This window comes from Arthrobacter sp. BE255, assembly GCF_031457335.1.
In the GTDB taxonomy this organism is placed as follows: Bacteria; Actinomycetota; Actinomycetes; order Actinomycetales; family Micrococcaceae; genus Arthrobacter.
Genome location: NZ_JAVDWK010000002.1, coordinates 655,444 through 679,973, shown reverse-complemented (window position 1 = coordinate 679,973; position 24,530 = coordinate 655,444). Strand labels below are relative to the sequence as shown.

General features: G+C 65.3%; 19 protein-coding genes. 1 reads left to right on the top strand and 18 read right to left on the bottom strand.

Annotated features, from left to right (window positions below; all coding sequences use genetic code 11):
* The coding region (locus J2X42_RS06305; protein WP_310163333.1) for a N,N-dimethylformamidase beta subunit family domain-containing protein at positions 1 to 2,570 on the bottom strand (2,570 nt) is incomplete at its 3' end.
* 330 nt (positions 2,571 to 2,900) lie between these two features.
* On the opposite strand from J2X42_RS06305, the gene J2X42_RS06300 reads away from it, so the two are divergent.
* Positions 2,901 to 4,574: a family 16 glycosylhydrolase gene (locus J2X42_RS06300; protein ID WP_310163332.1), complete on the top strand. Its 1,674-nt coding sequence runs from the start codon at positions 2,901 to 2,903 to the stop codon at positions 4,572 to 4,574.
* 49 nt (positions 4,575 to 4,623) lie between these two features.
* On the opposite strand, the gene J2X42_RS06295 is transcribed toward J2X42_RS06300, so the two are convergent.
* The 17 genes from J2X42_RS06295 to J2X42_RS06215 all read right to left on the bottom strand — a co-directional run bounded on the left by J2X42_RS06295 (position 4,624) and on the right by J2X42_RS06215 (position 24,481).
* Entirely contained in the window at positions 4,624 to 5,625 is a 1,002-nt protein-coding gene (locus tag J2X42_RS06295) for a hypothetical protein (protein ID WP_310163331.1), read from the bottom strand.
* Positions 5,626 to 5,669: 44 nt separating this feature from the next.
* Positions 5,670 to 5,885: a hypothetical protein gene (locus tag J2X42_RS06290; protein ID WP_310163329.1), complete on the bottom strand. Its 216-nt coding sequence runs from the start codon at positions 5,883 to 5,885 to the stop codon at positions 5,670 to 5,672.
* Positions 5,882 to 6,217, bottom strand: coding sequence for a hypothetical protein (locus tag J2X42_RS06285; protein ID WP_310163327.1), 336 nt, complete (start codon positions 6,215 to 6,217; stop codon positions 5,882 to 5,884). Before J2X42_RS06285 ends, J2X42_RS06290 begins: the two co-directional genes overlap by 4 nt.
* Entirely contained in the window at positions 6,214 to 8,013 is a 1,800-nt protein-coding gene (locus J2X42_RS06280) for a glycosyltransferase (protein WP_310163325.1), read from the bottom strand. Before J2X42_RS06280 ends, J2X42_RS06285 begins: the two co-directional genes overlap by 4 nt.
* Entirely contained in the window at positions 8,010 to 9,293 is a 1,284-nt protein-coding gene (locus J2X42_RS06275) for a polysaccharide biosynthesis protein (protein WP_310163324.1), read from the bottom strand. The genes J2X42_RS06280 and J2X42_RS06275 overlap by 4 nt, the downstream gene beginning before the upstream one ends.
* Positions 9,283 to 10,101, bottom strand: a complete 819-nt coding sequence (locus J2X42_RS06270) for a glycosyltransferase (RefSeq protein ID WP_310163323.1) — start codon at positions 10,099 to 10,101, stop codon at positions 9,283 to 9,285. Before J2X42_RS06270 ends, J2X42_RS06275 begins: the two co-directional genes overlap by 11 nt.
* Before the next feature lie 13 nt (positions 10,102 to 10,114).
* Positions 10,115 to 11,212: a hypothetical protein gene (locus J2X42_RS06265; RefSeq protein ID WP_310163322.1), complete on the bottom strand. Its 1,098-nt coding sequence runs from the start codon at positions 11,210 to 11,212 to the stop codon at positions 10,115 to 10,117.
* 61 nt (positions 11,213 to 11,273) lie between these two features.
* Positions 11,274 to 14,177 carry an Ig-like domain-containing protein gene (locus J2X42_RS06260; protein WP_310163321.1) on the bottom strand — a complete coding sequence of 968 codons (2,904 nt, stop codon included), beginning with the start codon at positions 14,175 to 14,177 and terminating at the stop codon, positions 11,274 to 11,276.
* Between the two features lie 263 nt (positions 14,178 to 14,440).
* Positions 14,441 to 15,439: a glycosyltransferase family 2 protein gene (locus J2X42_RS06255; protein WP_310163319.1), complete on the bottom strand. Its 999-nt coding sequence runs from the start codon at positions 15,437 to 15,439 to the stop codon at positions 14,441 to 14,443.
* A 1-nt stretch (position 15,440) separates the two neighbouring features.
* Positions 15,441 to 16,220, bottom strand: a complete 780-nt coding sequence (locus J2X42_RS06250; RefSeq protein WP_396134029.1) for a glycosyltransferase family 2 protein — start codon at positions 16,218 to 16,220, stop codon at positions 15,441 to 15,443.
* Positions 16,221 to 16,537: 317 nt separating this feature from the next.
* On the bottom strand, positions 16,538 to 17,848 hold the full coding sequence (locus J2X42_RS06245; RefSeq protein ID WP_310163315.1) for a M18 family aminopeptidase: 1,311 nt from the start codon (positions 17,846 to 17,848) through the stop codon (positions 16,538 to 16,540).
* Between the two features lie 54 nt (positions 17,849 to 17,902).
* On the bottom strand, positions 17,903 to 18,793 hold the full coding sequence (locus J2X42_RS06240; RefSeq protein WP_310163313.1) for a 3,4-dioxygenase subunit beta: 891 nt from the start codon (positions 18,791 to 18,793) through the stop codon (positions 17,903 to 17,905).
* Between the two features lie 81 nt (positions 18,794 to 18,874).
* The gene (locus J2X42_RS06235) at positions 18,875 to 19,567 is read right to left on the bottom strand and encodes a response regulator transcription factor (protein WP_310163306.1); all 693 of its coding nucleotides are present in this window, start codon (positions 19,565 to 19,567) and stop codon (positions 18,875 to 18,877) included.
* On the bottom strand, positions 19,564 to 20,925 hold the full coding sequence (locus J2X42_RS06230) for a histidine kinase (protein ID WP_310163304.1): 1,362 nt from the start codon (positions 20,923 to 20,925) through the stop codon (positions 19,564 to 19,566). Before J2X42_RS06230 ends, J2X42_RS06235 begins: the two co-directional genes overlap by 4 nt.
* A gap of 20 nt (positions 20,926 to 20,945) precedes the next feature.
* Complete coding sequence (locus J2X42_RS06225) at positions 20,946 to 21,845, bottom strand: ABC transporter permease (protein ID WP_310163302.1); 900 nt, start codon at positions 21,843 to 21,845, stop codon at positions 20,946 to 20,948.
* A 14-nt stretch (positions 21,846 to 21,859) separates the two neighbouring features.
* Positions 21,860 to 22,822 (bottom strand): ABC transporter ATP-binding protein, encoded by a 963-nt coding sequence (locus J2X42_RS06220; protein ID WP_310163301.1) that lies wholly within the window; start codon positions 22,820 to 22,822, stop codon positions 21,860 to 21,862.
* A 162-nt stretch (positions 22,823 to 22,984) separates the two neighbouring features.
* Positions 22,985 to 24,481, bottom strand: coding sequence for a phosphatase PAP2 family protein (locus tag J2X42_RS06215; protein WP_310163299.1), 1,497 nt, complete (start codon positions 24,479 to 24,481; stop codon positions 22,985 to 22,987).
* Positions 24,482 to 24,530 lie beyond the last annotated feature (49 nt).

Here is a 24,530-nt window from a genome sequence, read left to right as displayed (position 1 = left end):
GATCCCGTCACCGCCTGGTTGAACGTCGCCGCCGGCTTCACATCCACAGCCACACCCGTAGCATTATTCACCGGCGACACCGACGAAACAGCAGGGCCAGGCACTCCGGAGGGGCTGAAAATTGGATCCACCCAGTAGTACTCGGCGTTGTAAATCTGATCGGGGAAAGTCGAGGAACTTGCGTAGCGATAGAAGCCGTTGTGATTGCCAGGCGTGCTTCGTGTGAAATGCAGCGGTGCACTATCAGTGCTCCCGCCTCCCGCGGGAGCTGGCGAAGGATTGTTGTAGAAGTAGCCGTTAAACTGGGCGTAATGTCCCCTGGGAGCGAAATAGGACGCCACGTAGCGTGTGTTCGCCGTTACCGGCAACGGGGGGTTGAAGGTTGCCGTCTGCCATCCCGTTCCCGTCTCCCCAGTAAAGGTCGCTGTCGCAAGCCGCTGTCCCGTCGAACTCCAGATGCTTCCAACGTGCGTGCCGGTATTCAGGGAAGACTTGTAGAAGCGGATTCCGGAAATTACTCCATCAACATCCGAATAGAACTTGGCCCCAAGTTCCACGGAGCCGCCGTCATCTGAATCGGCCACATCCGGCGCTGTGTTGACCCCAAATAGTGAGCAAGGGCAATTTACCTGAATAGATCGACCACTGGCCGGAATCTCAAGGTTGCCGCTGTCATCGACCGCGCGGGAACGAAGGATGGAAATGGGACTTCCGTGTGCAACATATTGATAGCTCCAGTTTGTTGTTCCGCTGGCGAGGTGCCAGGTTTTGCCGCCGTCTGCGGTTACTTCCACACCAGCGACGACGCCGCCGCCGCTGTCTAACGCGGTGCCACTAACCGTCAACACGGCCCCGTCCGCCACGGACGCTCCCGAAGCAGGCGACGTAATGGTTGACGTCGGGCTGACCGCGTCACCCGAGGCCTGGGCGATGGTCAGGCCAGCCAATATGGTGGTCGGCTGCGAACCCATATCGGCAAATAAGTTGACTGTGGCCTGTTGCATGGTTCTATCCACGGGTTTTCCTGTTTCGTAACCGTCTAGCCCCCACGGCCATTGGACCGTGCCTGCACCGAAGACGAGAGCGCCGCTCGCTGCCCTGTACATGGTGAGGTTGTGTGTTGTGGGTGTATTACCCTGGACGCGCGAGCCGTAGTCGACAAACACCTCAGCGTTACTGGTGGTGCTTGAGAGCCTAAACTGACCGGCGGGTCGGAATCCGTTCTCCGCATCTACATCCCACTCGTAACCAAGAGTTCCGATATCCGCTCCTAGCGTGATCTGGCCCCCGACTGCCATGGACGAGATTGGCGTATTACGCCAAAGCCTGAGCTTGCTATAGGCATAGGGAACTTTGATGTCCGTCGTGCCGGAGTTGACCAAAAAGAATTGACCCGTGAGGGCGTTTTCTGGGTTCCCGCCGCCGCCGCTTGTCCCAAACCGTGGGTCACGCCAGGTTCCCGTCCAAGAAACTGGATCAGTCGGTGCATCGAAATGGGTGTCCTTGTAGGAAACCAATGTCCGGCCGGGCGTGTTCGAACCGTCGGAGCTCGATTCCCAACGAGTCTTCCAGAACATTTCGTTGCCGCTGAAGAAGGCAAGGTTCACTCCGGCGTCGCGTGCTGCCTCAACGTTGGCACGTTGGTCAGCGGACCAGTACTCGTCGTGGCCAACCGAGAGGAAAGCCTTGTGGTTCAGAAGTAGAGGCGCCTTGGTGGCTACATCCAGACCGCTCATGTAGCTGACGTCGTAACCGTTGGCCTCCATGAAACGGATCATCGGATATTCGCTATACATTAGCCAGCTTCGGCCAATATCGTCCGCCGCTGAGTTGAAGGGACGGTTGTAAGAAACCTTGAACGCCGCCTTGTACGCGAGTGGATTCCCAGGAGGGCAAGCGACCGTGCACTTGTAGAGACTGTTGCCACCATATGAGTTGTACGCCTGCCACGTAGCGTCCGAGGTCTGGAACAGAAGGTCCGAATGCGCCGCATCATCACGGACCACAAACGGAATGACACTCGCGCCACCGTTATTGGTGCGAACCAGCCGGGCCAGGTAGACCCCTGATACGGCTGCGGCCGGCACCTGCCAGGACGCTGAAACTGCCCAATTACCACAATCGATCAGGCCTGTCGCGGAGAATGTGGCACAGTTTGGTTGGGTCTGAGGCAACGGTACGGAGGGGAGTATGTTCGCCGCGACCTTGCGCGCGCCTAACCCTTGGTAGTAACCCAGCCGATAGATGTCGATCCGATAAGCAGATGCGGTGCTTTTGACCTTGAAGGAAATCGCCTGGCCAGCATTGACGCTCATCGACGTCGCATAGCCCTGGATGGTAGCGTCACCTGCCCCGGAAACCTCCCATTCCGAGGCAGGGCTGCCGGGCTGGGTGTTCTCACACGCGACCTTACTGACCACCGGCGCATCGCACGGACCTGCGGCGCGGGCAGGAGCCAGCAGCGACGGATCGGCCGCGATGGACAAGGTGGAAACGATCAACGCAAGGATCAGCGCAGGGACACCCTGCTTGAGGATCCGCCGGGAGAACAATCCAGGTGCAGACTTCATTTTCGGCTCCATAGTCGCGGCACAACCACGCAGCGGCAGGATCCGGGGGTCTGCACTCCCCTGTCCTGCCAGCGGCACCGGCTTCCCGGCACCTGACTGTCGCGTTTACTTCGTTGTTACCGGTGTCCTGCGGGCGGCCAGACAGTCGAGTCTCTCCGCCATGCGGCCCGGAACCGAGGGCCGCATGCCCACGGGGCATCCGTATTTTTCAACCGTATGCGGGGCCGCTCTTATCCACTAGGCGAGCCGGGCGACTATGTGGGTATCCGCACCAGCTTTGTGGTGAGGATTCAAGGTTTCCTCGCTGCGCCATGCCCCTATCATCTGAGTATGCGTAAACACGTGGGGGCCCTTGGTGTGGCGGCAATCTTCCTGGCTGGCTGCACAGCGCCTTCGCCTCAACCGGAAGTAACGACGGCGGCGCCGGCCCCCACATCAGCATCAGCTACGCCGGCGACAGACTCGGTCGCCATAAGTCAGAACTGGGGCACGCCGACCGCAGGCGATGAGTTCGACTACACCGGCGCACCGGACCCCTCGAAGTGGTCCGTGTACAACAGTGTGGGGCACGCGGGGCAAGGCATCCGGAGTCCCCAGCAGGTCACAGTAGACGGTTCCAAAATGGTCATTACCGGGACAGCGGACGGCACAACCGCTGGAATGAGCGCGAAGTTTGGGCGCCAGAAGTACGGCCGGTGGGAGGTGCGCGCGGCGGGTTCGGGTGACAATGAGTACCACCTGGTGTCGCTCCTGTGGCCGGATAGTGGGAATTGGCCGTGTGACGGCGAAGTGAACTACGCCGAGACGACGGGCTTCTGGAACCTCATCAAATTCTTCTACCACTACGGCTGTTCGAACTCGCAGACGTCGGCGGCCAAGGATCTGGACGTTACTCAGTTCCACAACTACGCGGTTGACTGGTCCCCGAACGGGATCGTCGGCTACGTCGATGGGGTCAAGTGGTTTGACGACAACGACCCCGCGCACCAGCCTCCCGGTCCGATGCACCAGACGCTACAACTGGACTGGCTTCCAGACGACACTGCTAACGGCGCTGGCGAGATGCGAGTGGACTGGGTTCGTGTCTATGCGGCCGCCGCTGAGACTCCCCCGCCGCTAGCATCAGGTGAGTCGTTTGATTTCGCCGCCACCGGGGATATGAACCCTGCGGGCAACACGTCGGCCACATCGCACAGCGGTAAGAATGCGGCCAGCATCATCGCCGGCCTCAACGACGGTTCGCTGGACAACTTCCTTGCACTAGGCGATTTCCAATATGACGAGGGCAGCTGTTCCGCGCTCGGGGCTTACAACCAGTTGTGGGGTCCGGCCAAGGCCAAGATGTACTGGACCGCTGGCCCGAATCACGATGTTGAACCCGGCGCGAACGACGACGTTGACCGGTACATGGATGGGCAGTGCGTGTCCACGGTGAAAAGCGCAACAAGTACCGATCTTGGACGGTTCCAGGACGCTCTTGACTGGTATTCGTTCGACAAGGGCAACTGGCACATTCTTGTGGCGCCTACGGCCACATGGCGTTATGACGCTACGCGGGCAAAGGCGATGACCTCGCAGATGGATGCCAACCTGAAAGCGGCGAAGACCGCTGGAAAGCATCTGGCGGTCATGTACCATGATCCGTATTTCACAAGCAACACGTCGAGCCACACGCGCTTCTCGCAGGCGAAGCCGTGGATTGACATGTTCTGGGAGAACCGCGTTCGCGTGCTGCTGTCCGGATCTCAGCACAATTATGAGCGGACCTGCCCGATCAACAACGCAGACCAGTGCGTTGCGGACGGAATGCAACAGTTTCAGGTGTCCACAGGTGGAATCGGCCTCCGGGAGTTCACCAGCAACCCCTCCTATGTGCAGCGGAGTTTTAGCGACACATGGGGGCACCTACGGATGAGCCTCAAGGCTGACGGCTCTTACACCTGGGAGTTCCGTCCCGTTTCCGGCGGAATGCAGACTGACAGCGGGTCGCGAGGCCCTGGCTAAGTCATCGGTTCCGATCACCGCCGGGTTCGGGCACTAACACCCGTACGGCTCAGCCACCGTCCGGACGCCAGTACCGCAGCCCGCCGCTGGTGGTGCCGTCGCGGGCGACGTCGACCACGGCGTACGGGAACGCCCGACGGTCCGACTGGTCAGGTCCGCGACCGCGGACGTCCGAACACCACGTGCCGGTGTTGATGTAGCGGGTGGGGCACGCCTCAAGCCCCGATTCGAGGGCCCGATGCGTGTGACCCGAGACGTACCAGGCCACCCCGGAACCGTGCGCCTCCAAGGTACGTGCGAACCGGCCTGCAGCAGCAGGCGCCTCGCCGCCGGCGCCTCTGCGCCCGGCGGCCGAAAGCACCATGCGAGTCGCGGCGACCGGGAGCGCTGACACCGTCCGAAACCGGGAAAGGCGTGCCAGGTCCCGAACGGCCACGCCGTCGAGTGCGAGCCGCAGCGACTCGGTCTGCAACAGCTCGTCGTACGCGGGCTCCCGGATGCGGCGTTCCGCCCGCTCGGACGCCAGGCAGGCCCGGGCAACGGCCCCGGCACGGCTCAGGCGCGACCTCGACGGATGGGCGTTCCAGGCGGCCAGCGGTGGCAAGTCCAGCTCATCGGTGCCGTTGACCGCAGTGCGGAGTACTTCGGGCATCCGGTGCAGCGCGTGGTGCTGGTGCCCGTGCTCGGCCACGAGCACGTGGGGCACGTGCAGGAACCACGGGTGCACCCGGACCTGCGAGGGCTCGCCGGGTGACAGCAGCGCCGACAGCCGGGCGGCAACCGAGGGCCGGGCCAGCTCCACGTCGTGGTTGCCGCAGACGAAGTGCAGCTGCACGCCGCTCGCCGCACAAGACTTCAACGCCAAGAACGTCTCGGGGTGCCAGGCAAGAATGGACTCAAGCCGTGCCAGGCTCTGGTCCTCGGCGAACCCAACCAGCTCGAACGTGTCACCGACGAAGGCGACGTGCTGCTGACCGGGAGCTGCGAGCACCTCGCGGCGCAGGAACTCGGGCAGCATACTGCCGGGGCGCCGGGGGTCGTAGTCCGACACGCCCAAGTGGAGGTCACTGAGGAGCCACCACCGCGCCGCACCCCTCACGTCAGCAGTCCCAATACTCGTGGAAGGAAGAGGAGCACGTACGCCACCCACATGACTGCGACGACCCTGCGGCTCACCGTTAGGCCGAGGAGCCGCAGACTGGTGGGCTGCCCGGCATCTGGTCCGGCGCGTCTGACCTCGAGGGCGATGAGGGTGATGAGCAGGGCGGCAGTCGCCAGCAATCCCGCCAGGTTGATTATGACGTCGATCATGACGCGGTCTCCTGTCGTGCGCGTGCCAGACACGCGAGGATGGTGATGACGCCCATCGTGACGATGCACGCCTGCCACGACCACACAGCGAGGTAGAACATCGTCGTGGCCACCACCGTGAGCGTGGCGAGGCCGAGCGCCAGGACAAGCAGCGTTCCGAGCGCGAGGTCGGTCACCGGCGTGAGCCGGGCGAGTGCCTGCCCCGGGAGCAGGACGAGGACGGCTATCGCGGCGACCGCCTGCAACGGTGTCGGCAGTCCGACGAGCGTCACCAGCGACAGCGCGACGGCCGCGAGACCGATCACCATGGTGGGCCTGCTGACGCTGTTCATGGCGTCACCCGGTACGCGCGTGCGTCGTCGTTGCTGAACGCCAGCTCCACGCCGGCCTGAGTGCTCAGCCACTTCTCCAGTTCGGCGAAGCCGCCCGCGCTGGTTTCGCCCTGGAGCACGAGACTCGCCTCCGACGAGCGCGTGAGCAGCACGACGGCACCGGCGGGGTTGCGCCGGGCGTCTGCGTAGACGAGCGGGCCGCACGTCGCCGTCGACAAGTCGGACCGGCATATGTAGTCGATCGTCCGGTACCGGTGGTCCAGGTAGCCGTCGCTGCGCCACGGCGTCGGGGGGGCAGCCGAGATGATCGTCGAGCCGGGAGGCGCGAGATCCTCCGCGGCGGCGACGGCGGCGATCTCACCGTCGGTGAAGACGTCATACTGGGCGTTTCCGAACCGGCCTGTCACGGTCAGCACAGCCAGCAGCAAGCAGGTGAGCACCAGGACGCCCGCGGTGCGGGTGGAGGGGGGCCGCGTGCTGTCGTCCGTCGGAAGCAGTATGGAGCACGCCTGCAGGGCGATGAAGGGCAGCGCGAACAGGGAGACGCGGATGAGCATCTCCCCGCCGTACAACTGCACGGGGAAGAGCACCAGCGGGGTAACGGCGAGGAGGACCACCCGGATGTCGAGGCGCCCCCTGCGCCGGTCGCGCACCGCCCCCGCCACGGCGAGGGCCCACAGCACGAGGGTGAGAACGACCCGGGCCTGCACCACCAGCACGTGACCAGGGGTTCCGCTCACGCGGTCGACGACGTTCGCCTCGATCGCGGCAAGCAGTCCGCCGTCCGCCAGGGGTGGGTTCGCGGCGAGGTATGCACTGGCGGGGTAGGCGAGCCAGAGCGCCAGCAGCACCGCAGTGATCAGGGGCAGCCGGCTGGGCCAGACACGTCCGCTCAAAGTGAGGGCGGTGATGGTGATGAGCACCAGGAACGGCGTCAGTTGGTGGCTCGCGCAGATGACCGTGACGAGCAGGAGGGTCACCACGAGGGCACTTACCCGGAGCCCCGGCCGGGGCTCCGCGGGCGACCGTCCTTGCCACCATGCCGCCAGGTCGGTGTCTCGGAAGCCGCGGAACTTGGGGGGCCGCGCGGCCAACGGGCCGAGTAGCAGCGCGATCACGACGAGGTACAGGAAGAAGCCGAAGGCCTGGGGAGACAAGTAGTCCTGGTCCTGCCAGTTGCCGAGGCAGAAGATCCAGAGCACGAGCCAACGCCGTCGCGGATCGCTTGTCAGATAGCGCGTCAGCACACCCAGGGCCGCGAGCCACAGACCCATGTTGAGGACCGGCGCCCAGAGGGCGACGGTCACCGGGTCGAGACCGGTCGCCCGGAGCACCGTTGCCAGGAGTGCGAAGAAGCCCGGCCAGTTGAAGTATGCGTCGATGTCCGGGTCGATCCCCTGGGTGCGCGTGAGGGCGTCGGCGATGCCGAGGTGACGGAACGCGACCTCACCCCGTGGTACGTCCGTCACGAAGGCTGCGGTTCCGAAAAGCACGAGCACAAGCACGACGACCAGCCACATCATGACCGGACGGCGCGCCGGGCCTTCGGCATCCCCTCTCAGCGCTACGACGAAGGCGACGTTCAGAAGCAGGACCCCGATCCAGAACGGATAGGGCAGTACGGCGACGAGCCCCAGGTCGCTGTTCACGGGCAAAGCCACGGTGGTGGCGGCCCACACGACAAGTGCCAGCGACACGGCTCCCGCCACAGCGCACCCCACATCACGGGGCTTCCAGCGTCCCTGGGCGCGGATAGTTCGGATGGTTCGGATGCTCGCATCCAATGCCCTGGTCATAGCGCGTCCTTCCTTAGGTGCCGGAGGACGGCGATCAGCCGGAGGCCGACCGCTACCGCCCCGATGGAGAGCACCACCAGCCATGCAAGGGCCATGGCGCTGGGGCCCCCGTCCGCGGCCAACAGTGCGGAGGCGCAGAGGGCGACTCCGAGCGTCACGCCGACCACGATGGCTTCCGTGTAGCGCCCGCGGGCCCGGCACACGGCGTTGTAGGCCTGCAGCACGGCGTAAGGCACCAGTCCTGCCGCCAACCACCGCAGAGCGCCGGCGGAGGAGTCTGCGTACCGCTCCCCCAGCAGACTGAGCAGTGGATGAGCGAGGATGATGAGGACGGCTGCGGCCAGACCTCCCACGGCGAGAGACAACCGGAGACTCGCCCAGGTGGTCGATACCAGGCGGTCCGGGTCGCGGACACCCTCGGAGAACTGGACAATGCCCATCAGCATCGGAGCGGAGTAGGCGGCCCAGGCCATCATCCATGCGGGATACCAGTAGGCAGCGGCCTCCGGCGCCACCATGTGCGCGAGCAGGAGCGGCAGGACCAGCCCGGGGGCGCGTTCGGTGAGGGTAAGGAGCTGGTACGGAATGCCCACCGCCAGCAGTGGACGGCCGCGCGCCGAGCTCAAGGACAGTCGCGGCCGGTAGCCGACAAGCCTTCGCAGCTGGACCGCGCCGACAACGCACGCCACGGTGGTCCCGAGGGTCCAGCAGGCCATCAGCACGTCGGCGGAGGCGCCGTGCGCCAGCCAGGCCACGAGCACCGCAGCCCCGAGTGAGACGACGCCGCCCAACGCGTATCTCGAGGTCGCGCTGGCACCGCGTCCCAACGCCACGAGCGCCTGGTCGAGCACGATGACCAGGGTGCCGGTGACGGCAGCCACGAGGAACGTGAGCCAGAAGAGAACCGATACCAAGGCCGTATCCGGCGTCACGGCCGACTGCAGCACGAGGTAGCCGAGGGCCAGCACAGTGCCGGCGACCGCCACGATGGCGAACGCTGCGTCCAGCACCCGAGCGGGCGCCTCCCCGCGCCCCACTGAGAGGATCACGGCCGACCCGGCGCCCAGCACTGCGAGCTGGGTGCAGATCATCACCGCCGCGACCGCGGCCATGGTGAGCCCGACCTCACGGTCGGAAGTCGCGCGCGCGGCCACTACCCAGAAGGCGAAACCCGCGCCCGTCTGGGCCGCCTTGCCTACGACGAGGCCGAGCGAGCTGCGCAGGGCGGAATGCCGGACGGTCAAGGCGCCCGTGACAACAGCCCCCGACTTAGCGCTCATGACGTAACCCCTTCGCCATGGCCGCGTAGTTATACCAACAGAAGGCGACGTAGTAGCGCAGCCACCGAGGCTGGCCCGCGGCCAGGCTCAAGGCGCTGCCCCGGACCGCCGCGGCAGCGGGCAGCAGTGCCAACCTCGCGCCGCGCCAGCCGTGCTTGCGTATCATCCGTCCAAGTCCCGTTCCGTCCATCAGGAACTGGTCAAGTGCGAAGTCGAAGTCGTCTGCGGCGAAGCGATGTTCGACGAAGACCCGGCGTGACACCGCCGTTCGCAGCCCTGCCTCCCGCATCCGCCAACGCAGCTCGATGTCCTCCCCCGATTTGAACGAGTCGTCGAAACCCACGCCCAGCATCAGCTCCCGGTCGACGACAGTGGCAACGAGCCCGAACCAGTTCCGGCTGCGGCCGGTGCGATGGTGATGTGCCAGCGCCTGCCCCCAGTAGCCCGGTCCAGCAACACTCTCGAGACCGGCCTGGAGGGCATCGAGGCCGCCGTCCACCAGCTCCGTGAGCAGGTCGGCGACCCCCGTGGGCCCGAACACGACGTCGGCGTCGACGAGCAGGACCCAACGGGTGCTGCTGCTCCGCACACCGAGCGTTCGAGCCCATGGCAGGCCGCGGCCCTCATCACTCAGGACCCGGGCACCGGCCGCGAGGGCGAGCTCGACAGTGCGGTCGGTGGAGCATCCATCCACCACGATGATCTCGGCGACACCGGATTGACTCAGGGCCTCCAGACAGCGCGGGAGCAGGGGCTCCGCGTTGCGGGCCGGAACGACCGCGGTGACTTCGGCGGGGCTGTGACCCACTGTGTCCGCCCCCTCAGATCTGCTCGCCGAGGACCGACGGCAGCAGCTGTTCCAGAAACCGGACGATGTCATCCGACGCCTCGTCCGCCGAGTACGCGGCGGGCACCTGCAGCAAATGGCAGGGCCGACCGTCAAGTGCCTTGCTCAGCACGAGCCCCTTCGCGTCGAAATGCTCGCGCCACGGGAGGACGGACGTGGCCGCCAGGCCAGTCACGACCCGCTGCGAGAAGCCCGCCATTTCGATGTGGAAGTTGCCGATCATGCGGTCGACCATCCAATCACTCGTCCGCTCAACGATCCGGGACCGGGTGCCCTCAAAACGCTCGACATACACAGCGGCCGCGAGCGGGGCCGAGGTGGTCACTTCCCGCCCCGGAAACGCGGCCTCCGGCACAACCATGCGGTGCTCCGGCGACCATCGCCGGGAGAAGTCTGCGAGGCGGGGATAGCGGATGACGTACGGGTGCACCACGGTCGTGAGACGGCCGACGCTCCCGGAGAGCGCTGAGGGGACGAGTGGCTTCCGGACACCTTCGAACAGGTGCGGGTAGATGGTCCGGTGGTGCGGCTTAATGAACATCGGCTTCGCGTAGCCGAGCAGCATGGCGTCCTCGGCAAGGAAGGCCCAGTCGTCACCCATGAACGACCACCCCTCGCGCCGCATCAGCTTGGCGGCCGTGCTCGTCTTACCCGTCCCTCCAGCCGCGGGAAGCGCAATCGCGTGACCCCGGTACGCCATCGTTGCTGCGTGGATCATGCCGGCCCCTTGACCGACCATCGCAGCATCGAGAACAGGGACCACGGAAGTCAACAGCTCACCCGGACCGTGAATACGCCACTGCTCCGCATCCCTCACAACCTGGACCCGATCGGCCTGGAAACGCACGCTGCTCCCGGTATACGCGAGCTCATGCTCAAGCAGACCCGCATCCGGCATCGACTCCAACCGATCATCCACGACGATGTCCGCCGGCCGCTCCGTATCCGTGGCGAAACACGCCAGCATGCTCTGCAGCTGGGCCGCCGCCGGCGCCTCCGCGTCAACGCGGATCGTCACGCGGCCGTGAATATCGAAGTGCAATGCCTTCGTCTTGGTCCTGGTCTTCATCATCGTCCCCTGTCTGGGTTGTCGGTCGGATGGGGTTTTTGGGTGGCGGGCTATGGCCCTGGGGTTATTGAGCGCGGAGGGCGACGAGCCAACCGGCCCATTCGCGGGCCGAACCGCTGCTCCATACCCAGGACTTGCTGCCCGAGGAACCGGCGGCTGCCTGAAGGCCATCGTCAAGCTCCGTGCGCTTACCACCGAGGTCATACACTTCCGCCATGTCTGACGGGCCAGCGATGACGATAGTGGTATTGCTTGAGTTGATGGCGATTGCGCCAACGAGCATAGCTCCGGCGGTCGTTGTGGTGACTCCAGCAACCGAGCCCGTGGAGGCAGCGACGGCAGACGCGGCTACCGAGGCTGTTGTGTCCAACGGAGTTGTGGTGTTCACTCCGGAGTAGCAGCTGATGCCGCCACCGCTGGCGACCGACCCTGCCGTGGTCCAGGTGTAGCTGGCAGGTTCGGACGCTCCCATGACGTGGTAGTAGCCGTACAGATGCGGGTTGGAGATCGACGTAATTGCGGCAAACTGGGTCCAGCCCGTCGGGGCCGCTGAAACGGTCGAGCCGTTGAGCGCCAATGAGGCGACACAGACCTGGCCTGCCCCGGCCGAAGCGGGCTTGGAAATCGTGTGGCTCGTGGTAGCCGTGGTGTTAACCAATGTGCTCATCCCTTGGCGCTGAATGCCCGTCCCACCACCCGCGGGGGCCGTCGTGAAGGTCCACACCTTATCCAACGCCAACGGGTTACCGGCAACATCCTTCACCCCACCGGAGCCACCCTTGATCGTCGCCGTGTACGTCGTGTTTGCGGCCAGGTCAGCAGCCGGGTTCAACGTCGCAACGTTGCCCGTGCCGTTGTACGACACAGCGGCCGACACCGGCGTCGTCCCCGGCCCCGTCAACGTGAACGTGGTCGATGTGACCGTCGAGGCATTCATCGCCTCCGAGAACGTCCCAGTGACATTCGCCGACACCGCGACACCAGTGGCACCAGCCGCCGGAGACGTATCCGTCACCGTCGGAGCCGTCGTATCACCCGCGGGGGCCGTCGTGAAGGTCCACACCTTATCCAACGCCAACGGGTTACCGGCAACATCCTTCACCCCACCGGAGCCACCCTTGATCGTCGCCGTGTACGTCGTGTTTGCGGCCAGGTCAGCAGCCGGGTTCAACGTCGCAACGTTGCCCGTGCCGTTGTACGACACAGCGGCCGACACCGGCGTCGTCCCCGGCCCCGTCAACGTGAACGTGGTCGATGTGACCGTCGACGGATTCATCGCCTCCGAGAACGTCCCCGTCACATTCGCCGTCACCGCAACACCAGTCGCATTAGCATCCGGAGACGTGACCGTCACCGTCGGAGCCGTCGTATCACCCACGGAAGCCGTCGTGAAGGTCCACACCTTATCCAACGCCAACGGGTTACCGGCAACATCCTTCACCCCACCGGAGCCACCCTTGATCGTCGCCGTGTACGTCGTGTTTGCGGCCAGGTCAGCATTCGGGTTCAACGTCGCAACGTTGCCCGTGCTGTTGTACGTCACAGCGGCCGACACCGGCGTCGTCCCCGGCCCCGTCAACGTGAACGTGGTCGATGTGACCGTCGAGGCATTCATCGCCTCCGAGAACGTCCCAGTGACATTCGCCGTCACCGCGACACCAGTGGCACCAGCCGCCGGAGACGTATCCGTCACCGTCGGAGCCGTCGTATCCCCACCACCGACGCTCGGATCGTAATAGTGCCAGTACCGGTTTGTGGCGTTCACATCGGCGAGCACCAGCAGACCGCTGTTGGCCGTGCCCTGCGCCGCACTGTTGAGGTTCTGCTTGGTCGACGTCACGTTGTGGACATACTGGTCGGCGTCCACGATACGGGCCGTCTTCGCAGTCGTGAAGTTGATGTTGTTCAGCGGCGTGGACTTCTCGTAGATCGCGCCCCCCGAACTGGTGCAGACACCCGCGTTCGTTGTGCCACTCGGCTTCGGATAGGTAGCAAACGTACGCAGCATCTGCGTGCTCTCATCAATCAAGACGATCACCCGGTTCGGGCACTCCGACACAGCCGCGATCGGGTAGGCCGTCCACGTCGTACCACTCAACGCCAACAGCTGGATCAGCGGCTGCGGCGCGGACGTGAATGACGTCTTGACGGCGGCGAAAACCCGGCCACCCGAGGAGTCCAGCCACTTCAGGTTCATATGGTCATCACTGCTGCGCTGCCCGGAAACCGCCGCGACAGGAGTGGTCCAGGCGGTGTTCGACGCTCCATCGACGTGGTAGCTCCAGTACATGCCGTCGGTGGCATCACCGACCTGCCGGCTCCACATCACGCCCATCTTGTTCCCGTCGAAGGCAATCACAGCTGAGGTGTCGTCCACAGACACGTTGCTCAACGACGCAGGATGCTGGAACGGCGTCCCCCACGTCCTGCCATCCGTGGCAGTGACGTTCATATAGATCCGGTTCCCCTGCTGCCACGTGGCCCACACCCGGCCAGTTGAGTCCTTATCGATGGTCAGGACCTCAACGCGGTAGTTGTTGATGTTCGTAGAGCTCTGTGGCAGCAACGAGTACGTCTTCTTACTTGAGTCGTAGCTGTAACGCCGCATCGTCGTCGGGAAGTTCACCTGAGCCGGCAGACCGTCATTGACGAACCGATAGCTCGCCACAAACAACGTGGTGCCGTCCCACAGCACGTCATGATGGGTGTTCGCTCGCGTGTCCGTCGCCACACCGGTATTGACCCACGAGCTCGTCGCGGCATTGAACCGGAAGATATGGAAATCCGAGCTGGCAGTGTCCCACAGGTTTCCCCACCAGCTCCCGTCGTTGAACCACAGCGCGCTCGTCGCCCGCTTCGTACCCGTCGGCGTCCCCGTCCCCGAATGCGACGGACCCTCGACCCCCACGTCACCCGGAGCGGCCGACGCCGCACTCGGCACCATCAGGGCAGCCAGGGCAAGCAGCACGGCTGTAAGCAATGCGTGGAACCGCAGAATCCGCGACCCGCGTCGCCGAAGACCAACAAAGCCACCACTTCCCCTCGTTGCGCCAAGCCCGGGAGTCCTGCGTTCGTTGTAAGTTGGCATGACGTTTCGTTCCTCGCTGATCCTGTGTGATTCTGCAGTTTTTAGCGCGTGTGTTGGGAGAGTGACCTCAGGTCGACGGTCCCGATGCATCAGCCTCCGGACGAGTCCGGCAAGACGTGGGGGCAACTCGCCTGCGGCTTCACTCACTGGACGTCCCTCCACCGTGTGTCAGGGAGAACCGGGGCGGGCACCGGAGGTGGCGAGATGTGGCTGAGGTGGCGGCCCCGCAGATACCCTGCCGCTGTGAACGACAAAACCGCAATGATGGCCCCGGCACGGCCTAGCCCGCCAAGGTTTCCATCCCGGCTCCAGTCGTGGATTCCAGAGGCAACAGCCCGTGGCAGAATGCTGCGTACGTAGCGGCGTTCCGGCCCCAAAGCGCGCTTGTGGCCCACGATTTCGCTGACCTGGGCTTTAGATAGCCCTTCCGACCAGGAACGCGCCAGCATATAGCGCACTGTTCCCCTGGTGGCTGGCACATGGTGTCGCACCACTGCCGCCGGTTCATAGACGATGCGGGACCCGGGCGAGCCCATCTTGGATCGAATGCAGATCTCTGTCTCCTCGCAGCCAAGGGGTATGGTCCCCTGGCGACCAAGAGCGATGTTGAAGCCTCCGACCCGCCGAAGAACCTCAAGCCGAAAGGACATGTTCGCGCCGATGACGTTCCGGACCTCGGATGCCACTTTGGGCATGCCGCGGTGACTGCAGCCCACAATCCAATCCAGCTCCTCGCCGAAGTAGGCAGGACGGCCGGATTCCCACACCGGTTCAACGCGCCCGCCCACCGCCAACACATCGGGATCGTCATAAAAAACGACCAGCCGCTCGAGCCAGTCGTGGGCCGCTTGGGCGTCATCGTCCAGGAAGGCGACGATATCGGAGTCGGCCAGCCCAACCCCGACGTTGCGCGCCCCGGAGAGCCCACGGGGACCGGTGCTCGCCACGATGGTCACATCATCAACCACCGCGAGGAGACGCTCATACAGGTCCTCATTGTGGTCGACAACAACAATGACCTCCATTGGGGGCATCGTTTGATTCCGGACGGATTCCATGACGTCCAGCAAAATTTCCCAGCGCGCCATCGTGTAGCAGCAAATGATCACCGAGACGGTCGGCCGGTCGATGGGCGTAGACATGCTAGAGTCCCTGGGCCATTGAGAGAACGCTCTGCGGATCCGTGGGCGTGCGCGGAAACCTGACGTTCGCGTATGCGTACTTCACCCGCCGGAGAGCCTCGGGCCGGGCCCCGGCTGTGGGCGCCTCCCACAACGCACATTCCCGCGCGAGCGTGCCCAGCACCCGCCACCCGTCACGAAACGTTTGCAGATGGGAGGCCCCCGAGATGCGGTCCAGTTCATTGCTGGGCACCTCAGCGATGCGAAGGCCGGCCCTGGCCGCGCGGACAATCAGCTCGGTTTCGATTTCGAACCCGTCCGACTCCAGCTGCAAAACCTCGAGGCATTCCTTCCGGAACGCTATGTATCCGTAGCAAAGATCAGAGTAGTTGCTGTGCAGCACGGTGTTGGCCAGCACGGTAAGTGCCCTGTTGCCGGCATTCCGTAAGAACGTCAGGTCTTCTGACCCGCCCCCGGTGACATACCGTGACCCCTTCACGAAGTCGTAGTCATGCTGGAGCGGGGAGACGAACCAGCCAATCTCCTGGGGGTCCATACTTCCGTCCGCATCAAGCATGACGATGATGTCGCCTGAGGCTGCGCCGAATCCCGCACGGACTGCAACCCCTTTTCCCTTTCGCTGCTCAGCCACGACGACGACATCCACACGGAGTGCGCGGGCAACGTCGACAGTGTGATCCTCGGAGCGCCCATCCACGATCACCACCTCGTCCACATACGATGGCATGCGACGCAGGACCCACGGGAGATTCATGGCCTCATTCAGCGTTGGGATAACCACGCTTATGGACGCCCTCGGCAATAGCGGCCCTGGTTCAGAGAACGAAATTGGAAGCTGGGTGGAAATAGACAATTGCCTCACCACTTCATGACAGTAAACGGACTTTCAAACACGTTCCGGTCATGGTCTGGTCTCTGGCCCAGCGCTCATTGCCTTTGACTCTGATCGTGGGTTGAGCTTATGTTTTGGCCAAAGAAATTGTCACGAGTAGTAGGTACTCACTTTTTACCCGCCCCTAATTGCGTTCCTAGGTAAGTACGGGGGTTAGTCGAAGGTTGAACTGTTAGGTATAGGGGTTATTCCCCCAGTGACCCTGGCTAAACAGCCGTCCGGAAGAACAGCTCCGTGACCGCAGCCAGCCGCTGCGGGTCCTCCACGCCGCAGAGCTCGCGCGCGGAGTGCATCGAAAGCAGCGGAACCCCGACGTCGACAGTCCGGATTCCCAGCCGGGTGGCGGTCAGCGGGCCGATGGTTGATCCGCACGGCATCACGTTGTTGGACACGAATTCCTGGTAAGGCACCTTCGCCTCCCCACAGAGCCGGGCCCAGAAGGCGGCTCCGTTGGCGTCCGTGGCGTACCGCTGGTTGGCGTTGATCTTCAGCAGCGGACCGCCGTTGAGCACCGGGTGGTTGGCGGGATCGTGCCGCTCGGAGTAGTTGGGGTGGACAGCATGGCCCGCATCTGCTGACACACAGAACGACGCCGCCAGCGCCTGCCGCCGCTGGCTCACTGTTGCGCCGAGGCCGTCGGAGATCCGCACCAGGACGTCCTCCAGGATCGGTCCGCACGCCCCGGAGCGGGAGTTGGAGCCGATTTCCTCGTGGTCGAACGCCGCCAGGACGGCGATCGGCGCACCGGCTGCCCCGCCGGAAGACGAACCATGCGCAATCAGCGCCGCCAGCCCCGCGTGCGTCGCCGAAAGGTTGTCCAGCCGCGCGGAGGCGAAGAACTCCCCGTGGGCCCCGAAAACCGCAGGCGGCTGCGTGTCCGCAATAACGACGTCGTACCCGCCAATCCGGGCAGGATCAACCGAGGCGCTGCCAGGCACATGCGAAGCCAAAACAGCCAGCAGGTCCACATCACCCGGGTTGCCCAGCCCCCACACGGGATTCATGTGCCGCTGCTTGTCCAGCGTGAGGCCGTCGTTCACCGCACGGTCCAGGTGGATGGCCAGCTGCGGGAACCGCAGCATCGGGCCGGTGGCCGTGAGGTGCTGCGTGCCGTCCAGCATGACCAGCCGGCCGGCCAGCTGCAGCTCCCGGTCCAGCCAGGAGTTCAGCAGCGGGCCGCCGTAAACCTCGACGCCGGCCTGCAGCCAGCCATGGGCACCGGTGGTGGGCTTGGGCTTGAGTTTGAAGGACGGAGAGTCCGTGTGCGCCCCCAGGATGTTGAACCCGGTGGCGGGTCCGGCGCCTTCCGGCACCACCCAGGCGATGAGGGCGCCGTCGCGGACAATGTAGAACGAGCCCGCGCCGCCTTCCCACGGTTCCAGCTCGTCCAGGCCCGTGAAACCCGCTTCGTCCAGCCGGCGTGCGGCCTCATGGACGGCGTGAAAGCTCGACGGCGACGCGCTGACGTATGCGCCAAGGTCCCGGACGTGGTCTGCGGCGCTGGAATTCGAAGGCATGGTCTCGAGTCTAACGCCGGGCCCAGACAGGGCCCGGCAGCCGGCTGCCGCTTTCTAGACGGTCACGTTGAGCCCGGCCGTATACCCGGCGGTGGCCGATCCCGTCATGGTGGCCAGCTGGTAGATGCCGCCGTCGTCACCGAAGACGTTGTCCGACTTCAGCGTCGTCCGGGGAAAGTTCCGGGCACTCGTCCCATAGCCCGCGCTGGCATAAACGTCCTCACAGGCCGCCTGGGTCAGGGCGACCTGGGATACCGCCAGCACCTGCCCCGCCGCCGTCGCGTTGCCCATGGACTCGAACACCTCAAAGTGGATGTGCGGCCAGCGGCCGGAGTAGGCGCCCGGGAAGATGGACTTGAAGGTGACCTGCCCATTGGAGTCGGCTTCCTGGACGCCGCGGAGGTAGTTTTCGTTGGCCAGGCCGGAGTCGTACATCGAGTATTTTCCGTCCCGGTCGCAGTGCCAGGCGTAAACGGCCGCGCCGGCCAGGGGGACACAGCCGTTGGCGTTGTCGAGCAGCGTCAGTGTAAGGGTCAGCGGCACGCCTTCGGCCTTTGCGGACCCCGTCCCGAAACTGGAGGTGATGTCCTGCCGGACCACGCCGGAGGCTTCCAGCACGTTGGGCCCGTTGGAGCCGTCCCCGGGGTACGGGCCGGCGGTTTCCTGCGGAATTTCCGTCGTGCATTCGGCGATCGCCCGGGTCAGGGTGGGCGTCGCGGACGGCGAGGAGATGGCCGCCGCGGTTGCGCTGGACGTTGCCGTGGCAGTCGCGGTCGACGCCGGTGTGCTGGCCGTGGAGGTCGACCCACCGGGCGTGCAGGCGGCCAGTGCCGCCACGGCGCCGCCCGCACCGAAGAACATGCCCAGCGAGCGGCGGCTCATCAGGGTGGACAGGTCGAATTCGAGGCCTCGGTCATGATTGGGGTGCGGAACATGGTTGGTCATGGATCCATGGAACTGCACCCGCCTATCGCCTGCATAGGGCGTTCCTGTGCGTAACCTGTGCGTCGGTAGGCCGCGCCGGCGTCAGTAGTCCGGGTTGCTCGGCACCACGAGGCCGGTCTCGTAGGCGTACACCACGGCCTGGACGCGGTCGCGCAGGTGCAGCTTGGTGAGGATGCGCCGGACGTGGGTCTTCACAGTGGCTTCGGAGAGGAAATACCGGTGCGCGATTTCGGCGTTGGACAGGCCCTCTGCCATGGCCTCGAGCATCTCGGTTTCGCGGGGCGTCAGGTCCTCCAGCAACGGATCACGCGGTGCCGCCGCCGGGGCAGGCCGGGCAGCGCCGCGGACGTAGGTCTCCAGCAGCCGCTGCGTGACCCGCGGGGCCACCACTGCGTCCCCGCTGGCCACTACATGCACGGCGTGGATCAGTTCCGACGGCGCCACGTCCTTGAGCAGGAACGCGGACGCACCCGCCTGGAGGCCGGCGAACGCATATTCGTCCACATCAAAGGTGGTGAGGATGATGATCCGGGCGCCGGATCCGGATGCGGTGATTGCGCGGGTGGCCTCGATGCCGTCCAGCACGGGCATCCGGACATCCATCAGCACCACATCCGGGTTGAGTTCGCGGACCTGCCTGACGGCCTCCGCCCCGTCGGAGGCTTCCCCCACGATGTGGAGGTCGTCCTCGCCCTCAAGGATGAGGCGGAAGCCCATCCGCAGCAGCGGCTGGTCATCCACCAGCAGGACGGTTATCGGTTGGTTCTCGGTCACTTTTTGCCTTGCAGTTGGCGTGGACGGTTGGGCGGATCCGCGGGCTCGTCATCGGGACAGGTGAGGACGGCACGCACCCGCCATCCCCGGCCGCTCCGCCCGGCCTCCACGGTGCCGGAGTAGATCCGGGCCCGCTCCGCCATTCCTGCAAGCCCCTGGCCTGACCCGGGAAGGCCCGGGCCGGAGCCGCCGGAACCTGGCCCGCCGCCGTCGAAGGTTCCAGGGCCTGTAACCCCGGTGCCGTCGTCGAGCACCTCAATGGTGACCGTTGGGCCGGCGCGGACAATGCCCACATCCACGCGCCCCAGCGACCTCCCGTAGCGCAGGACGTTCGTGAGCGACTCCTGCACGATCCGGTAGACGGTGAGCTGGAACGCGGCGTCGTCGGGCAGCGCCGGGCCAGTGTGGGAGTAGTGCAGCGGCAGGCCGGCGGTGCGGAATCCTTCAAGGAGTTTGCCGAGGCTGTCACCGGACGCGAGGGGTTGCCGCGGCGCAGTCCCCGCAGCATCGTCCCGCAGGACGCCCAGCACGCGCCGCATGTCCGCCAGGGCGGTCCTGCCCGTCCGGGACAGTTCACCCAGCACCTCCCCGGCGCGGTCGGGGCTTTTCCGGACCACGACGGCGGCGCCGTCCGACAGGCTGATCATCACCGTCAGCGAGTGCGCCACGACGTCGTGCATTTCCCGGGCGATCCGGTTCCGTTCGTTGACGGAGGCGAGGCTGGCGGTCCGGGCCGCCCAGGCGGCGATTTCCTGCTCGTGTTCGCGCCGTTGCCGGACGGAGATCCCGATTCCGGTGGCGATGACGTTGGACAGGGCAATGGTTGCCCCGGTGGCGATGCTGGTCAGGAGGTGGAAGTCACCGGGGTTGCCGCCGTCGTGGTGGACGAAGGAGTTCTCCATGGGACCCACGGCGGCCAGCAGGTAGAGCAGTGCCAGCGGCGCGGTGGCCACGGCCATGGTCACCAGCGCGAACCGGCGCGTATGGACCACGGCCACCGCGTACAGCGAGAACCACAGGCCGGCCGAGACGTTGGACCCCCAGGGGTGGAGCAGCGTGACCGCCACTTCGACCACCGCGATGAAGGCCACGAGCGCCACCGGGTAGGAGCGCCGGAAGAAGAGGGCACCGGCTACGGCAAAGAGGAAGGCGGCCGCGAGCCACGAGCCCGATATGACCGCGTCCACCACAGTGGGAGCCACCAGCACGGCGTAGCCCAGGACCACCACACCGTCCATCACCCGGGGATGCTGGTAGAGGTAGCGGCGGAGCAGGCCCCGGCGCTTGGCCGTGATTTCGGCAAAGGACGCGTCGGCCTGTCCGGCCGGCGCGTCCTTAAATGTTGCCGCTTCGTTCATGGTCTGAGCCTAGCTCCGGCCTAGACGTCGCGTTTCTTCAGGACGATCATGGCCGGAACCAGGAACAGCAGAACGTAGCCCAGGAAGATCAGGCCGCCGTGCCAGGGATCGATGATGCCATCGATGTGGCCAATGGACAGGAACCGTCCGCCGGCTTCGCTGGGGATGTACTGCGGCACGTACTTCCAGAAGTCACCGGGGATGAAGGTCATGAAGCTCGCCGCGATGGACAGGACGAAGAACATGCCCACCAGCACGGTGATTCCGCCGGCAGAGTTGCGGAGCAGCGCGCCCAGCGACAGGCCGATCAGGGCCACCCCGGCAACGTACAGCCCGCCAGTGAAGATGCTGTACATGACCCCGTCGGTGGACCAGTCGAGGTCAAAGCCCAGTCCCTGGAACACCGGCATGGCGATCAGGAAGGTTGCCGCCGCGGCCACGGTGGTGATGACGTAGGAGATGACGGCGAGAATGATCGCCTTGGCCACAAAGGCCGGAGTCCGGCGCGGAACGGCGTTCATGGTGGAACGGATCATCCCGGTGGCGTACTCGGAGGAGATGAACAGGACAGCCAGGGAGCCCAGCACCAGGATGCCGATCTGCAGGCCGGCGTTGGGGAGATTGTAGAGGTCAAAGCCTGAACCGGGCGGAAAAGACTGCTCAAGCATTTCCGGGGTCATGGTCTGGCCCTGCTCCTTGGCAGTGTTGACCATTTGCTCCAGAAAGCTGTAGCGGATCAGGACGGCGAGGGCGCCGACGCCGACAATGGCCGCGAGGGTCAGCAGGAGCAGGATCCGGGTGGACATCAGGGACCAGAGCTTGATCCACTCGGAGCGCAGGACACCGCCGAAGGTCACGCCGCGGGTTCCGGCAGTGGAGCGGGCGCGCGGAGGAAGCGGGGAAGTCTTGGTCTCAGTCATGGTGGTCATCGTCCTTACTTTCCTGCCGCTGCCGGGGCCCCGGCCGGGGCAAACGCGCCGGCAGGTCCGCCGGTCAGGTGTGAGTGGTATTCCACTTCGTCCTTGGTGAGGTCAAAGTAGGCGTCTTCCAGGGAAGACAGCTGCGGGGTGAGTTCATAGACCAGCACGCTGTTGTCCAGCGCTACCTGGGCGATCTGCCGCGAGTCCAGGCCGGTGACTTCCAGGGTTTCCGGCTCGTTCTGGTCCACTGTCACGCCGTTGCCTGCGAGCAGGCCTGACAGCTGTGTCGCGGCCGAGGTGCGGACGAGCGTCCGGACCTGGCGGGTGCCGGCGATGATCTCCTGCATGGTGGCATCGGCGATGATTTTTCCGCGGCCGATCACGATCAGGTGGTCCGCGGTCTGGGCCATTTCGCTCATGAGGTGCGAGGACAGGAAGACGGTCTTGCCCTGGTTGGAGAGGTAGCGGACCAGGTTCCGGACCCACAGCACGCCTTCGGGATCGAGGCCGTTGACGGGCTCGTCCAGGATCAGCGTCTGCGGGTCACCCAGGAGGGCGGCCGCGATGCCCAGGCGCTGGCCCATGCCCAGCGAGAATCCGCCGGCCTTCTTTTTGGCCACCGCGTCCAGGCCGGTCATCTCGATGACTTCGTGCACGCGCGCGGTGGGAATGTTGTGCGTTGCCGCCATGGCCCGCAGGTGGTTGTAGGCACTGCGGCTGGTGTGGACCGCTTTGGCGTCCAGCAGCGCCCCCACCTCGTGAAGGGGTGCCTTGTGTGCGGCGTACGGGAGTCCGTTGACGGTCACCGTGCCCGACGTCGGCCGGTCCAGGCCCATAATCATGCGCATCGTGGTGGATTTGCCGGCACCGTTGGGGCCCAGGAAGCCCGTGACCTGCCCGGCCCGGACGGTAAAGCTGACGCCGTCAACGGCGGTCTTGCTGCCGTAGACCTTGGTCAGGCCTTTTGCCTCAATCATGGAATGTTCCTTCGAACAGCAGCCGGGGGCTGCGGGATGCGGGGAAATGTGGTGTGCACCCTCCACGCTACCGACGGGGAACCCGGATTTCGCCGGTCTCAGGGATGATTCAGGGTTGAATCAGGGTAGTCCGCACGGATGATCGGGCCACGAAGCCGGCCGTCAGGACAGGGGCGAGTAGTACGTCAGGCCACGGCCGGCCACACGGAATTCGGCGGACCGCACCCCGGCCAGGGCCTCGCCGTCGACGGCCAAAACCATGGGCGCCCCGTCCGATTCGACACGGATGCTGGACGCTTCGGTGAGGTGCGTGATCCGGGAGGTGGCCACGGTTCCCGTCAGGACCGACCACAGCAGCCGCAGCCGGGCAAAGGATTCATCGGCCGTGATCATGCGGACGTCGAGGACGCCGTCGTCCAGGACGGGACGGACCAGCGGCGCATGGTCCCGGGGGTAGTAGCGGCCGCGGCCGACGTAGGCGATCCAGAGCTTGTGCCGCACGCCGTCCACGATCAGGGTGGTCGGTGTTCCTGCCGCGAAGGTCCGGAACATCGCCACCACTCCGGCGAGCGGCTTGCCCAGCGCAGGCTGCAGCATTTCCCGTCGCCGGACCAGGTTTGGATAGAGGCCAATGCTCGCGGTGTTCAGCATGATCAGTTCTGCCTTTTCGGGGTTCCCGGCCATGCCCCGTTCGACGGTGACCATGCCCACGTCTGCCAGGGCGGCCTCGCCCCGGTTGGCGGCGCTCACGGCCTCCTTCAGGCTGCCGGTCCCTGTGTCACGGGCGAAGTGGTTGAGGGTGCCGCCCGGCAGGACAAGCAGGGGCAGCGAATGCTCGACGGCGGCCGCCGCCGCGGTGCCCACGGTCCCGTCCCCGCCCCAGACTCCCAGGGCCACCGTTCCGGGGAAGGTGGCGGTGGCCTGGATTTCGGCCACGAGGTCTTCGCCGGCATCCACCGTATTGATATGCGCTTTGGGGAATACTTCCTGGAGGGCGGCGGCCGTTTCGGCCGTGAACGATCCGCCGAGGGTGTTCACCACGATGCTGAGACCGGCACCGCCTGGCAGTTCCGGGGCAGGGGTTGACGTGCGGCTCACGTCAGGGAAAGGCGGGCGCACGGGCCACCATTTCCGGGTCACCAGGGCGGCGCCCGCTCCGATGGCCGAGCCAAAGAACACGTCCGAGGGCCAATGCGCCCCGGTGTGGACACGCGAATACGCAACGCCAACAGCCACGGGCGCCAGGGCAGCGCCCAGGACTGGCTTGACCAGCCCGGCGCCCACTGCAAAGGCTATGGCGGATGCCGAGTGTCCTGATGGCATGGAGGAACTGGTGGGCTGCGGATGGACGAACCGGAAGACGGGAAGGTGTTCCGGCAAGGGCCTGGCGCGGGGCAGAAGGGTCTTGAAGCCCACGTTGGTCACGGCGGACGCAACTGCCTGGGCGATCAGGCCGTGGAGGGCTGCGCGGCGCGGTTTTCCGGGGAAGGCCGCCATGATGGCCGCAGCGCCAATCCAGAGCTTTCCGTGGTTGGCTGATGCGGAGAGGCGCCGAAAAAAGACGTCATGGTTTCCGCCGGGGAACGCCGAAACCCCCCGGACCAGATGCCGGTCGATGCGGCTGATCAAGCCCTGGCCCCTGCGTCGCTTCCTCTGCATGACCCCACCCTACCGCCGGGACTAATTGTCCCGCGGCAGGTTGGCGTGC